The following is a 13660-nucleotide window of genomic DNA, read 5'->3' as shown; positions in this document are numbered from 1 at the left end:
ATGACTTATAAAGGATATTTGATTGATTTAGACGGGACGATTTATAAGGGCAAGAGTCGGATTCCGGCAGGAGAGGCCTTTGTACACGAGCTGCAGAAGCGCAAGATTCCCTATCTTTTCGTGACCAATAATACTACTCGCACGCCAGAAGCCGTGCAGACCATGTTGGCTGAGAATTTCAATATTGAGACGCCGCTTGAGACTATTTACACAGCGACTTTAGCGACTATTGACTATATGCAGGAGAAAAATCTGGGCAAAAAAGTCTATGTCATCGGTGATGTCGGACTTAAACAGGCTATTGAAGAGGCTGGCTATATAGAAGACACAGAAAATCCAGACTATGTCGTCGTGGGATTGGACTGGGAAGTGGACTATGAGAAGCTGACCCTAGCGACTTTGGCTATTCAAAAGGGCGCTCACTTTATTGGGACCAATCCTGATCTCAATATTCCGACGGAGCGAGGTCTGCAGCCGGGAGCGGGCGCTATCAACGCCCTCTTGGAAGCAGCCACTCGGGTTCAGCCGACCTTTATCGGCAAGCCGAATGCCATCATCATGGAAAAAGCCATTGAGCATCTAGGGTTGGCGCGTGAAGAAGTGGTCATGGTGGGTGATAACTATCTGACAGATATTCGAGCGGGAATTGACAATGGTATTCCGACGCTCTTGGTCACGACAGGCTTTACCTTGCCAGAAGAGGTGCCAAATCTGCCAATCCAACCAACGCATGTTCTATCTAGCCTAGCGGAGTGGGACTTTGATGCGTGATAAGTTAAGATTTTCAGCCAGTGTCCTATGCTTGCTGGCAACAGCCATTTTGTTGACCATTTATCTGGCTTGGCTGTTTTACCCACTGGAGATTTCTTATTTCGCTTTGCCCGATAAGGTTCATCTCAAAGCAGAGACTATCCAGTATAATTTCAACATTTTGATGAATTACCTGACCAATCCTTTTAGTCAGAAGCTGGCAATGCCAAACTTTCGCTCGTCAGTAGCTGGGCTGCATCATTTTCAGGCAGTCAAGTATCTCTTCCACTTGGCGCAGGTTGTCTTTGTACTAACCTTGCCGGCTTTGATTTTCTTTATCCAAAAAGTGGTCAAAAAAGGATTTTTAGCTCTTTATCAAAGAAATTTGCTTATCTTGAGCCTATTGCCCTTCATAATGATTTGCTTGGCTGGCTTGATTGGTTTTAACAGTTTTTTTACGCTCTTTCACCAAGTGCTTTTTGTGGGAGATAATACATGGTTGTTTGATCCAGCCAAGGATCCGGTTATCTGGATTTTGCCAGAAGAATTTTTTATGCACGCCTTTATTCTTTTTGCTCTTCTTTACGAGGGATTCTTTTTAAGTTTGTATTTTTTCAGTAGAAAGACTCGTAGTCAATAATAACAAAGGAGATTTTATGAATACGTTACCTGAGCCTTTAAATCCCAAGAAAGATTTGGGGAGATTTTCAGCAAGCTGCTTCACTTATTCTATCGTGATGCTAGTGGTCGTTATACTTTATACTATTTTTTCCTATTTCTTTGTTCTTTTTCAGGAGGGATTTGATATAGGTAAGACTGAGGAATTTGTAAAAAATTTCATGGAAAAGGATGGCGGTTCCTATATCATTGCATCTTGTTTGGGTGTGCTTGTTTTCACGATTTTTAGGGGCAAGCAGCTTTTCACTCAAGATTTACGCAAGAAAAGTAGGAAAATGAGTCCCAAAGTCTTCTTCTTCATGATTTGCTTCTTGTTTTTTTCTCAACTCTTTAGTTCTTTGACGAGTCAAATCATGAACGCTATTTTGTCGCTCTTTGGCTTGGATCTTTCTGAGATTTTATCACAGGATTTTAGCTCTCATTCAATCACTATGTTTATCTATACCACCATCATGGCACCGATTACGGAGGAGATTATTTTTCGGGGAGCAGGCTTGCGGGCTTTGGAAAAACACGGAAAAGTTTTTGCCATTATTATGACGGCTCTGCTTTTCGGTCTATTCCATGAAAATCTCTATCAGGTGTATTTTGCAGCTCTGATTGGTCTGGGATTTGGTTACATCGCTTTTGAATATTCTATTTTCTGGGCAATTTTCTTCCATATTTTCAATAATTTGGTTATAGCAGAAGGACTTGATTTCCTGACTAATTATATCCCAGAAAGCATCGTGATTCTCATAAATTATGGATTGATGACTGCAGGAACGACGGTAGTATTGATTGTACTCATTTTAAATAGGTCGAAGATTAAAGACTACATTACTGAAAATAAATCTCAGCCAGGCACATATAGGCAAGCCTTTAAATCAGTTTGGTTCTGGGTATTTTCAATTTTATGTGTGCTCGCTGCCTTTTTACCGATCCTTCTTGTCTATATCAGTTCAATGTAATAAAGGAATTAAAAGAAGTCTAACAGGCTTCTTTTTTCTATATTCTAAAATAAATAGATTGTTTTGAAAGAAAATGATAGAAAGTGCTTGACTTTGAAACTTAATCTTGTATAATAGAACTGTAATTGATTGCAGAGGAGGTATTCTATGCTGAAGTCGAAAAGAAAACAGCTGATTCTCGAAAAAGTTACCAAAGATAAATTTGTATCTTTAGAGTATCTAGTACAAGCTTTAAACACTTCAGAATCAACTGTTAGAAGAGATTTGGATGAGCTTGAAAGCGAGCGAAAGTTGAGGCGTGTGCATGGTGGTGCCGAGAGTCTTCACTTTTTGCAGGAGGAAGAAAGCAATCAAGAAAAATCTATCAAAAACATTCAAGAAAAAAGCAAGATTGCTCAAAAAGCAGCCAGCTTGATTCAAGAATACGATGTCATTTTTATTGATGCAGGGACGACCAATGAACTCTTAGTCAATGAATTGCACGATCCGAGCGTGACGGTGGTGACCAACTCTATCCATCATGCGACTAAGTTGGTGGAGCGCAACATTCCCACTGTGATTATTGGTGGTGTCGTGAAACGCTCGACAGATGCCAGTATCGGTGGTGTCGCTCTAAATCAAATCGGTCAGCTGAATTTTGACAAGGCTTTTATCGGAATGAATGGAATTGACAGTGAATTTTTCACAACTCCGGATATGGAAGAAGGAGCAGTGAAACGCGCTATTCTGGAAAATGCTAAGAGAACCTATGTTTTGGCTGATGCTACAAAGTTGGGGCAGACATCTTTTGCAAAAGTGGCCCCAATATCGCGCGCAAGGCTCATTACAAACCAGACAGAATCTGACGTGATTCAAAAGATTAAAGAAAAAACGGAGGTAATAGAAGCATGATTTATACAGTCACACTTAATCCTTCCATTGACTATATCGTCCGCTTAGATAAAGTAGAGATCGGTAGTGTTAATCGGATGGACAGTGATGATAAGTTCGCTGGCGGTAAGGGTATCAATGTCAGCCGTGTCTTGAAACGCTTGGGTATTCCCAATACAGCGACTGGATTTATCGGTGGCTTTACTGGTAAATTTATCACAGATACTCTGGCAAAAGAAGAGATTGAGACATGCTTTGTCCAAGTGGAAGAAGATACGCGCATCAATGTCAAGATTAAAGCAGACCAAGAAACGGAAATCAACGGAACGGGTCCAAATGTCGAACCAGCTCAGTTAGAAGAATTGAAAGCTATTTTATCTAGTTTGACTGCCGAAGACACGGTTGTGTTTGCGGGTTCTAGTGCTAAGAATCTAGGCAATGTTATCTATAAGGATCTGATTGCCCTGACCCGTCAGACAGGTGCGCAAGTGGTTTGTGACTTTGAAGGTCAGACCTTGATTGATAGTTTGGACTATCAGCCGCTTTTGGTCAAACCAAACAATCATGAACTAGGAGCTATCTTTGGAGTGAAACTCGAAAGTTTAGATGAAATCGAGAAATACGCACGAGAGTTACTGGCTAAAGGTGCTCAGCATGTCATCATCTCTATGGCAGGGGACGGTGCCCTTCTTGTCACATCTGAGGGAGCTTACTTCGCTAAACCCATCAAGGGAACAGTGAAAAATTCAGTTGGGGCTGGTGATTCTATGGTAGCTGGATTTACAGGTGAATTTGTCAAATCAAAAGACGCAATAGAAGCCTTCAAATGGGGAGTAGCTTGCGGGACAGCAACTACTTTCTCAGATGACTTGGCAACAGCGGACTTTATTAAAGAAACTTATGAAAAAGTTGAGGTAGAAAAACGATGAAAATTCAAGACCTATTGAGAAAAGATGTCATGTTGCTGGATTTGCAAGCAACTGAAAAAACAGCTGTCATCGAAGAGATGATTAAAAGCCTAGTGGATCACGGTTATGTGACGGATTTCGAAACTTTTAAAGAAGGCATTTTGGCGCGTGAAGCCTTGACTTCAACTGGTTTGGGAGATGGAATTGCTATGCCCCACAGCAAAAACTCTGCTGTCAAAGAAGCAACTGTTCTCTTTGCCAAGTCAAACAAGGGTGTTAACTATGAAAGCTTGGATGGACAACCAACTGATCTCTTCTTCATGATTGCAGCTCCAGAAGGTGCAAATGATACCCACTTGGCAGCCTTGGCAGAATTGTCTCAATATTTGATGAAAGATGGCTTTGCTGACAAATTGCGCAAAGTATCTTCACCAGATGAAGTTATCGCTCTCTTTGACCAAGCGTCTGAAAAGGCAGCTGAACCAGCAACTATTGCTCCTGCAACTGAGGGAGGAGACTTCCTCGTAGCCGTTACAGCTTGTACAACAGGGATCGCTCACACTTACATGGCCCAAGAAGCCCTTCAAAAAGTGGCTGCTGAAATGGGTGTTGGCATCAAGGTAGAAACCAATGGTGCAAGCGGAGTCGGCAACAAACTGACAGCAGAAGACATCAAAAAAGCGAAAGCAGTCATCATCGCAGCAGACAAGGCTGTTGAAATGGATCGTTTTGACGGTAAACCTTTAATCAGTCGCCCAGTTGCAGACGGTATTCGTAAGACAGAAGAACTCATCAATTTAGCTCTTTCTGGCAATGCTGAAGTTTATAAGGCTGCTAATGGTGGCGCTACAGTAGTTAGCGGCAACGAAAAACTTAGCTTGGGCGGAGCTTTTTACAAGCACTTGATGAGCGGTGTTTCTCAAATGTTGCCATTCGTTATTGGCGGCGGAATCATGATTGCCATTGCCTTCTTGCTGGATCAAATCTTAGGTGTGCCAAAGGATCAGCTTTCTAATCTGGGAAGCTATCATGAAATTGCAGCTCAATTTAAGGCGATTGGTGGTGCAGTCTTTGGTTTCATGTTGCCAGTCTTGGCTGGATACATCGCTTACTCAATCGCTGAAAAGCCTGGTCTGGTTTCTGGTTTCGTAGCTGGTGCAATTGCTAGCAGTGGCGCATCCTTTGGTGGTGTTGCCTATGCTGCGGGTGGTGAGAAGACACTCTCTCTAGCGGGTGTATCATCTGGTTTCCTTGGAGCTCTGGTCGGTGGATTCTTAGCTGGTGGTGTGATTTTAGTCCTTCGAAAATTACTTGCAGGTCTGCCTCGCTCACTTGAAGGTATTCGCTCCATCTTGCTCTTGCCACTTCTTGGTGTTCTTGTGACTGGATTCCTTATGCTGGCAGTCAATATCCCTATGTCAGCAATCAATACAGCCCTCAACGATTTCTTGGCAAGTCTGAGCGGAAGCTCTGCGGTTCTTCTCGGTCTCTTGGTCGGTGGTATGATGGCGGTCGATATGGGTGGACCAGTGAACAAAGCAGCCTATGTATTTGGTACAAGTACGCTGGCAAGCACTGTCTCAACTGGTGGTTCTCCAGTCATGGCAGCGGTTATGGCAGCCGGAATGGTTCCACCGCTTGCAGTATTCGTGGCAACTCTGCTTTTCAAAGATAAATTTACTACCGAAGAACGCGATTCAGGTTTGACAAATATCGTCATAGGACTTTCTTTCATTACAGAAGGTGCGATTCCATTTGGAGCTGCTGACCCAGCCCGTGCGATCCCAAGCTTTATCGTCGGTTCAGCTCTTACAGGTGCACTTGTCGGTCTATCTGGCATTAAACTTATGGCACCACACGGAGGAATCTTCGTCATCGGTTTGACCAACAATCCAATCCTTTACCTTGTGTATGTTTTGATTGGTGCAGTTGTCAGCGGTATTCTTTTCGGATATTTGCGTAAACCACTTGAAAAATAAAACCTACGCAAAAGAATCTTGATGGTTTGTCAAGGTTCTTTTTGCGTCTTCTAGAATCTTGATAGGCAGAGGTCTCATTGTTAGGTGAAATAAAAGGAAATGAAATCTTGATAAAAACTTTACTTACAGAAATAAAATAAGAAGCGTTCTTTGGATTAATATCTGTACCATGTTTTGAAAATAATTTCAAGAATTGAATTTGTTACCAAAGAGAATCTAGAATCTGATTTTAGTAAATATAGCAAGTTGTTCCGAACATTAGATCATATTTGACAAATCCCCTTGATATTGATATAATATAATCAAAATTTATTAAAGGAGAATACTTATGAAAAATAAGAAGCGTTCTTTATTTTGGAAATGCAAATCTGTTTTATTTTCAGTTGCCCTAGCATCTGTTTTTACAGCAGTCACACAAGCTGATGCTGATGAGGTAAATAAGCCAAGTCAAGCTGCTAATGAGCTAGCTCAAGTAAGCTCAAATGAACTTGCTGCTAAAACAACTCAGGCTAATCAACAACTTTCTGAGACAGCCAAAGAGATTCAAGAAAAGGTTAGTACTCCAGTAGTGCCAATTGATAAGGCTAAACCTGGTGATGTAGTGAAAGTATCTACTACTTCTACTGATGTCAAAGTGGATACGAAAGAAAATGAAGCTGGTACAGAAGCTGTTGCTAAAGCAGAGGCTTCTGTGAGTGTTGAGACAACTAGTGTAGCTGCTAAAGGAACTGCTGTTGGAGAAAAAGCGCCAGTTGCTACATCAAAGACAGTTACCGATCATGTTGATACGGATGAGTATGTAGCTGATGTTACTCAGACCATCAAGAAGACAACATTTGAAAAAGTGATGAAAGAAGCAGATGTGACAATTACGAAGCAATCGTCTGGTTCTGCTGATATCGTTTTTACTATTGACAAGTCAGGTTCAATGGGTTCATCTATTCAGAATGTTATGCAAAATATTGAGGCTTTTGTCCGTGATTTGGCTAGTAAAAAGGTTGATGCTCGTCTTGGCTTAATCGCGTATGAGTCTGCTAAGAATGTTCAATATTTCGATTTTAATGGGTCTAAATTCACTAAGAATGTAGAAGAGTATATTAAGGCTCTTAGATCTATTCAAACAGGCGGTGGAACAGAAGAGCCTACAGCCCCTCTTCATCATATTGCAACTTCAAAAGATTACGATTGGTCTACAGCTTCTAATAATCGTCGTTTTGCTTTCTTGATTACTGATGAAAGTATTGATTTCAGTACTCCAGGCATTCCAACAGTAGAAGAAACTCTGAAAGCTCTTAAAGCGGCTGATATTTCCCTATCGGTTGTGGGTGTAACATACGAAAAAACGACTTTTAAACCTCTAGTTGAAGGAACAAAAGGTCTTTACCTTGATATCCGTCAAGAATTTTCTAGTCTTTTAAATCGTGATTTTACAAATCATGTTGTTAAGACTGTCCAAGAAGGACGTGTCTACCGCATTGTGACAGAGAAATATGACTTCTTGGCAGAAGCACATGTCGTACTTAAGCAAAAAGCTCCAGCTCCTACAGTAGCGAAACCCATTGGAAGTACGAAGCCAGTTTATCATACTACACCAATTTCTAATAAGGTGGCTGAATTACCAAAGACTGGGGAGCAAGTTTCTTCAGGCTTGGCTGTAGTTGGAGTAGCGTTAGTGGCAGTAGCTTCAGGATTGACTGTTAGTGCTAAGAAAAAAGACTAATAGAGTCATAGATAAAGTAAGTTTCACTTACTTTTCAAAAGTGATATAAGTCATGTAAGAAGAAGCCTTGGTTTTGTACAATACAGAACTAAGGTTTTTTGGTCTTTTGTTAGCTTGTAGCTGGGTGATGTGAGTTAACATTGATTTCTTTATTGATCAATACATAGGAAAGAATGGGCGATAAAAACGTTCATTGCTTAGTATTTGACTATCTTGTTGGATGAGTTTCCAGCATCGTTTTATTGTCTTGTAATCGCGAGATTTTTGATCAAATTGTTTCATGATTTGGATGTGAAGGCAGTCCATAGTCTGATTTAGGTGTTGTACATGTGAAAGCGATCGAGGACAATTTAAGCAGAAAGAAAGAGATTCTTAGCTATATTGTAATATATCCATGGCAATAACTATAAGTCCGTTTCGAACCAGTCTGGAATAGCGCCGAAATCAATTACAAGTAGTTACTTGAGCACATCCATCTAAGGTAGTTATAATCTTTCTTGAATTGAAATCTTGCACAATAAAACTTATTTAAAAATGCTAAATTAAAGATTTGCTTATACTTGTGTAATGTTAGGAGAAGTTTTTTATCTATTTGTTGGATAGGCTCCTTTTTTACATAGAAACTTTCCTTAAATTATGTTATAATGGACTATCGTATATTTTTAGGAGAATAGTAATGGAATTACAACGTGAACAAGAATTTGTCAGCCAGTATCATTTTGATGCACGCAATTTTGAATGGGAAAAAGAAAATGGAACACCAGAAACAAAAGTTGACGTGAATTTTCAGCTGATTGAAAGAAATGAAGAAAAGAATTCAACATCCATGATTGTGATTTTGACTTTCATGATTGTATTTGATCGTTTTGTGATTAGTGGAACGATTACGCAGACAAATCATATTCAAGGACGTTTGGTAGAGGAACCTAGTGAGTTTGAACATGAAGAAGTAGAAGAATTGGCGCGTCCTTGCTTGACCATGCTCAATCGTTTGACTTATGAAGTAACTGAGATTGCGCTAGATTTACCAGGTATTAATTTGGAGTTCTAATGATGAAATTAGCGGTTATAACCGATTCGTCCGCTTTTTTACCGGATAGCCTACGTGGAAATGACCATCTTTTTGTGCTCGATATTCCAGTAGTGATTGCTGGCGAAACTTATGTAGAAGGAAAAAATCTGACAGCCAGTGAATTTTATGAGAAGATGGCTGCTGCAGATGATTTGCCAAAGACAAGTCAGCCTAGTGTGGCAGAGTTGGAAGAGACGTTGACACGTCTTGCTGGAGAGGATTACACGCATGTGTTGGGGCTCTTTTTATCCAGTGGGATTTCAGGATTTTATCAAAATATCCAGTATCTCAAGGACGAGTTTCCTGATTTGAAAATCGCCTTTCCTGATTCAAAAATCACCAGTGCTCCGCTTGGCCTCATGGTCGAAAATGCTTTGACTTGGGCTGCTGAGGGGCAGGATTTTGAAGAGATTTTGATTAAGATTCAGCGACAAATTGATGGAACCAGTGCTTTTATCATGGTTGACGACCTCAATCATCTGGTTAAGGGTGGTCGCTTGTCCAATGGTGCAGCTATTTTGGGTAATCTCTTGAGTATCAAGCCGATTCTGTATTTTAACGATGAAGGTGTCATCGAAGTCTTTGAAAAGATTCGGACGGAAAAGAAGGCGACCAAGAGATTGATTGAAGTGGTTGAGGAAAAAACTGCCTCTGCTTCTTATCAAGTCATGGTGATTCATGGGAATGCTGAAGAGAAGGCGGAAAGCTTGCGTCAGCAGCTGATGGAGGCTGGCATCGCGGATGACATTCCTCTGGCTACCTTTGGTAGTGTGATTGGAACTCACTTGGGTGAGGGCAGCGTTGCATTGGCCTACATTCCGCTAGTCTAGAGTTTTGCAGAGTGCTTAGTCAAGAATAGAGAGAGGTTCTAGATGAGTATAAAAGTCATTATCGCTGGTTTCAAGGGAAAGATGGGACAAGCAGCCTATAAGATGGTAACAGAAGATCCTGAGTTATCATTGGCCGGTCTGCTAGATCCTTTTACAGATGAAAAGGATCTAGCGGGAGTTCCAGTTTTCAATACTAAAGAAGAACTTGCTGGTCTTCAAGCGGATGTCTGGATTGACTTTACGACTCCCAAAGTGGCTTATGAAAATACTCGCTTCGCTCTTGAGAATGGCTTTGCTCCGGTGGTCGGAACGACTGGTTTCACGCCTGAGCAGATTGAAGACTTGACCCAACTATCGCGTCAAAAGAGTCTGGGCGGCTTGATTGCACCGAATTTTGCTCTGGGAGCAGTTTTGCTTATGCAGTTTGCAGCCCAAGCAGCCAAGTATTTTCCAGATGTGGAAATTATTGAGCTGCATCATGACAACAAGAAGGATGCACCGAGTGGCACGGCTATCAAAACAGCTGAATTAATCAGTCAAGTTCGGACAAGCAAGCAGCAGGGAGCGGCTGATGAGGAAGAATCCTTGGCTGGTGCCCGTGGGGCAGTGTTTGACGGCATGCGGATTCACTCAGTGCGTTTGCCGGGCTTGGTGGCCCATCAGGAAGTTATCTTTGGTAGTCAAGGAGAAGGGCTGACTTTGCGGCATGACTCCTATGATCGGGTTTCCTTTATGACTGGGGTAAATCTGAGTATCAAAGAGGTAGTCAAGCGCTCTGAATTGGTCTATGGATTGGAACATTTACTATGAGATTAGAGAAGATGCCTTCTGAGTTTCAGGAGGCTTTGCCAGTATTAGAGAAGATTAAAGAGGCCGGTTTTGAGGCTTATTTTGTCGGTGGTTCTGTACGAGATGCGCTGTTGAATCGGCCTATTCACGATGTGGATATTGCTAGTTCGGCCTATCCTGAGGAAATCAAAACAATCTTTCCTAGGACTGTTGATGTCGGTATTGAGCATGGAACGGTGCTGGTCTTGGAAGGCCGGGAAGAATACGAGATAACGACCTTTCGGACTGAGGATGTCTATGTGGACTATCGCCGACCTAGTCAGGTCTCTTTTGTGCGCTCTTTGGAAGAGGACTTGAAGCGCAGGGATTTTACAATCAATGCCCTTGCTTTAGACCAAGAGGGGGAGATTGTAGACCTCTTTAACGGTTTGGCAGATATGGAAAATCGCATTCTTCGGGCAGTCGGAGTGGCTGCAGAGCGTTTTAATGAAGATGCCCTTCGTATCATGCGGGGCTTTCGTTTTCAGGCTGGTTTAGACTTTGATTTGGAAGAGTTGACCTTTCAGGCTATGGCAGACTGTGCGACGCTTTTGGAGAAGATATCGGTAGAACGGATTTTTATCGAGTTTGACAAGCTCCTGATGGCACCTTTCTGGCGAAAAGGTCTGGAGAGCTTGATCAAGGCTGCTGCCTACGACTTTCTGCCTGATATGAAAGATTCAGCAGAGGCTTTGCAGAAACTACTAGACGGTTTAGAAGAAGATTTTCAATTTTCTAGTTCCGAGCAGGCTTGGGCTGCGCTTTTGCTGGCTTTGAAGGTAAAAGATGTTCGTAAGTTTTTGAAGCATTGGAAAACGTCCAATGACTTTCAAAAGCGAGTAAATCAGCTAGTGGCTGTTTATGAGATTCGGCAGGAACGGAGCCTTTCTAAGCGTGATTGCTATCAGTATGATTTGGATTTGATCCTGCAAGCTGAAAATTTGAGACAGGCGGCAGGTTTGCCAGTTGAGTTTGAGGCCATTGAGGCTACACATGCTGCTCTGACAATTCATGATAAACATGAGATTGTGGTGACGGGTAGTCATTTGATCCGAGATTATGGCTTTAAACCCGGACCAGAATTGGGACAAATCCTGACTAAAATTGAATTGGCCATTGTTGACGGAGAATTGGCAAATAGCAAGGAAGAGATTATGAACTTTATTAAGGAGCAAGTTGGATGAGTGACTTTATCGTTGAAAAGCTGACCAAGTCTGTCGGGGATAAGACAGTCTTTCAAGAGATTTCTTTTATCATTCACGACTTGGATCGGATCGGACTGATTGGAGTCAATGGGACAGGAAAAACCACCCTTCTGGATGTCTTATCTGGCAAATCAGGCTTTGATGGTGATGTCTATCCTTTTTCAGCAAAATCTGACTATAAAATCTCTTATCTGACTCAGGAACCAGATTTCGATGAAGACAAAACAGTCTTGGATACTGTTTTGTCCAGTGATTTGCGAGAAATGCAGCTCATTCGAGAATACGAACTGCTCATGGCAGCTTATGATGAAGCCAAGCAAGCTCGTTTGGACAAGGTCATGGCAGAAATGGATTCGCTGCATGCTTGGGAGATTGAGAGTCAGGTAAAAACTGTCCTATCCAAGCTCGGTATCTCAGATTTGGCAGCAAAAATCAGCCAGCTTTCAGGTGGTTTACGTCGGCGGGTTCAGTTAGCGCAGGTGCTGCTTTCCGAAGCAGACTTGCTGCTGCTAGATGAGCCGACCAACCATCTGGACATTGATACGATTGAATGGCTGACAAATTTTCTCAAGAACTCAAAGAAGACCGTCCTCTTTATCACCCACGACCGCTATTTTTTGGATAGTATTTCCACACGGATTTTTGAATTAGACGGCGGGTGCTTGATTGAGTATCAGGGCAACTACCAGGACTATGTTCGACTCAAAGCAGAGCAAGATGAGCGTGATGCTGCTCTGTTACACAAGAAACAGCAGCTTTACAAGCAGGAGCTGTCTTGGATGCGCCGTCAGCCTCAGGCGCGAGCGACCAAGCAGCAGGCACGTATCAATCGTTTCCATGACCTTAAAAGCGATTTGGCTGGTCAGATCAATCAGACGGATTTAGAGATGAACTTTGAAACCAGCCGTATTGGAAAAAAGGTCATTGAATTTAAGGATGTGGATTTTGCATACGGAGACAAGCAGATTTTGTCGCATTTTAATCTCTTGCTGCAAAACAAAGATCGACTGGGCATTGTCGGAGATAATGGAGTGGGCAAGTCTACTTTGCTCAATCTCATTGCTGGTCAGTTGCAGCCTCAGTCTGGTCAGGTCATAATCGGCGAGACAGTCCGAGTGGCCTACTTTTCTCAGCAGATTGAAGGGCTGGATGAGTCCAAGCGCGTCATTAATTACTTGCAGGAAGTGGCGGAAGAAGTTAAGATTGGTAGCGGGACGACATCCATTGCAGAGCTCTTGGAGCAGTTTCTCTTTCCTCGCTCAAGCCATGGCACTTTGATTGAAAAGTTGTCTGGCGGAGAAAAGAAGCGGCTTTACCTGCTCAAGCTTTTACTTGAAAAGCCTAATGTCCTGCTTCTGGACGAGCCGACCAATGATTTGGATATCGCAACCTTGACGGTCTTAGAAAATTTCTTGCAGGGCTTTGCAGGGCCGGTAATTACAGTTAGCCACGATCGGTATTTCCTCGATAAGGTAGCCAGCAAGATTTTAGCTTTTGAAGATGGACAGGTCAGAGAGTTTTTTGGAAACTACACGGACTATCTGGATGAAAAGGCTTTTAGACAATCCAGCGCAGCTATTTCCCAAAAGAAAGAAAAGGAAAAGCCAGTCAAGGCGCGGGAGCAGAAGAAGCGGATGAGCTACTTTGAAAAGCAAGAGTGGGAGACCATCGAGGCGGATATCGAGGAGCTGGAGGCACGTATCGCCGCCATTGAGACGGAAATGGAGCAGAACGGCTCGGACTTTACTAAGCTTTCGGAACTTCAGAAGGAGCTGGATGATAAGAATGAGCAGCTTCTTGAAAAGTATGAGCGTTATGAGTATCTGAGTGAGTTGGAGTAGGACAGTTACAAACTATATGTGTTGTTTAT

12 protein-coding genes are annotated in these 13660 nt (G+C 42.3%); all 12 read left to right on the top strand.

The genetic code is table 11. The features are described from left to right. Positions 1-771: a TIGR01457 family HAD-type hydrolase gene (locus tag I872_RS05260; protein ID WP_015605108.1), complete on the top strand. Its 771-nt coding sequence runs from the start codon at positions 1-3 to the stop codon at positions 769-771. Then, positions 764-1390, top strand: coding sequence for a TIGR01906 family membrane protein (locus I872_RS05255; protein WP_015605107.1), 627 nt, complete (start codon positions 764-766; stop codon positions 1388-1390). Before I872_RS05260 ends, I872_RS05255 begins: the two co-directional genes overlap by 8 nt. A 16-nt stretch (positions 1391-1406) precedes the next feature. Further along, positions 1407-2378 (top strand): CPBP family intramembrane glutamic endopeptidase, encoded by a 972-nt coding sequence (locus tag I872_RS05250; RefSeq protein ID WP_015605106.1) that lies wholly within the window; start codon positions 1407-1409, stop codon positions 2376-2378. Between the two features lie 147 nt (positions 2379-2525). After that, complete coding sequence (locus I872_RS05245; protein WP_015605105.1) at positions 2526-3269, top strand: DeoR/GlpR family DNA-binding transcription regulator; 744 nt, start codon at positions 2526-2528, stop codon at positions 3267-3269. Beyond that, positions 3266-4177, top strand: a complete 912-nt coding sequence (pfkB, locus tag I872_RS05240) for a 1-phosphofructokinase (RefSeq protein ID WP_015605104.1) — start codon at positions 3266-3268, stop codon at positions 4175-4177. Before I872_RS05245 ends, pfkB begins: the two co-directional genes overlap by 4 nt. Then, the gene (locus I872_RS05235) at positions 4174-6135 is read left to right on the top strand and encodes a PTS fructose transporter subunit IIABC (RefSeq protein ID WP_015605103.1); all 1962 of its coding nucleotides are present in this window, start codon (positions 4174-4176) and stop codon (positions 6133-6135) included. The genes pfkB and I872_RS05235 overlap by 4 nt, the downstream gene beginning before the upstream one ends. Positions 6136-6463: 328 nt before the next feature. After that, positions 6464-7855: a vWA domain-containing protein gene (locus I872_RS05230; protein WP_015605102.1), complete on the top strand. Its 1392-nt coding sequence runs from the start codon at positions 6464-6466 to the stop codon at positions 7853-7855. A gap of 676 nt (positions 7856-8531) precedes the next feature. Further along, complete coding sequence (locus I872_RS05225) at positions 8532-8906, top strand: DUF1149 family protein (protein WP_015605101.1); 375 nt, start codon at positions 8532-8534, stop codon at positions 8904-8906. 2 nt (positions 8907-8908) lie between these two features. Continuing rightward, complete coding sequence (locus I872_RS05220; protein ID WP_015605100.1) at positions 8909-9757, top strand: DegV family protein; 849 nt, start codon at positions 8909-8911, stop codon at positions 9755-9757. 42 nt (positions 9758-9799) lie between these two features. Further along, positions 9800-10567 carry a 4-hydroxy-tetrahydrodipicolinate reductase gene (gene dapB / locus I872_RS05215; protein WP_015605099.1) on the top strand — a complete coding sequence of 256 codons (768 nt, stop codon included), beginning with the start codon at positions 9800-9802 and terminating at the stop codon, positions 10565-10567. Continuing rightward, positions 10564-11769 (top strand): CCA tRNA nucleotidyltransferase, encoded by a 1206-nt coding sequence (locus tag I872_RS05210; protein ID WP_015605098.1) that lies wholly within the window; start codon positions 10564-10566, stop codon positions 11767-11769. The genes dapB and I872_RS05210 overlap by 4 nt, the downstream gene beginning before the upstream one ends. Continuing rightward, positions 11766-13631, top strand: coding sequence for an ABC-F family ATP-binding cassette domain-containing protein (locus tag I872_RS05205; protein WP_015605097.1), 1866 nt, complete (start codon positions 11766-11768; stop codon positions 13629-13631). The genes I872_RS05210 and I872_RS05205 overlap by 4 nt, the downstream gene beginning before the upstream one ends. Positions 13632-13660: the final 29 nt, after the last annotated feature.

The organism is Streptococcus cristatus AS 1.3089 (genome assembly GCF_000385925.1).
GTDB classification, from domain to species: domain Bacteria; phylum Bacillota; class Bacilli; order Lactobacillales; family Streptococcaceae; genus Streptococcus; species Streptococcus cristatus_B.
The sequence above is the reverse complement of the archived record's forward strand: the minus strand, read 5'-3'. Positions and strand labels throughout refer to the sequence as shown.